Source organism: Salinicola acroporae (assembly GCF_003206615.1).
Classification (GTDB): domain Bacteria; phylum Pseudomonadota; class Gammaproteobacteria; order Pseudomonadales; family Halomonadaceae; genus Salinicola; species Salinicola acroporae.
The window spans coordinates 1-755 of sequence record NZ_PZJW01000028.1; the positions used below are offsets into that span (position 1 = coordinate 1).

Consider the following 755-nt stretch of genomic DNA (forward strand, 5'->3'; position numbering starts at 1 on the left):
CGCGGCACGAACACCCCGCCCCAGCCGGCGCCGGCGTTGGGCTGGGAGACCCGCAGCCAGACGCTGCTGTTTTCATCATTTTGCCCTTGGCGATCCCAGTGGAACTGGACGCGAACGCGGTTGAGGGGGTCGGTGTGGATCTCTTCATTGGCCGGGCCCACCACGGTGGCGGTCTGCGGCCCGCCGATCACCGGGCGATGGTGGGTCAGCGGATGGCGGTAGGGCTGGCTGCGGCGCTGGGCGTCGAGGTCGACCAGAAAGTGGCCGGTGCCGCCGCTGGCATAGTCGGAGAGACGCTCGCCAGTAGGGTCTGCGGTATCCGCTTCGAGACCGTGCGCTTTCTTGGCAGCATCGAACTGCGGCTGCAGGCTGCCCGGCAGTGCCTGGAGCTGGGCCGAGACCGGCAGCGCGTTCTCGGCGTGCACGGTCACCCCGAGCAGCAGGAACTGACGCTCTTCCTCGCCCCCGGTGTCGTGCAGCGGGTGCTGGGTGAGCTCGAACCAGCGCCCGGCCTGGAGCTGGCGCGCACCGCCGCTGCCGCGGAAGCGCTTGGCCCGGGACTCGTGGGCTTCCAGGCGGTTCTCGGTCAGGCGCTCGCCGCGCTCGTAGCCGTGGTAGTAGTACTCGCCGGCGTAGTCGTAGAGTTCGGTTGGCGGCAGGTTGCCCTGGTCGCTCAAGGTATCCAGCCCGGTACGCTTGGTCAGCGACGGCTGCTTGTAGTCGAAGGTACCCACGCTGACCCGGGTGGGCTGCTG

1 protein-coding gene is annotated in these 755 nt (G+C 69.1%); it reads right to left on the minus strand.

The window, feature by feature from the left end; translation table 11 throughout:
* The coding region (locus DOM54_RS19885) for a type VI secretion system Vgr family protein (RefSeq protein WP_162619953.1) at positions 1-755 on the minus strand (755 nt) is incomplete at both ends.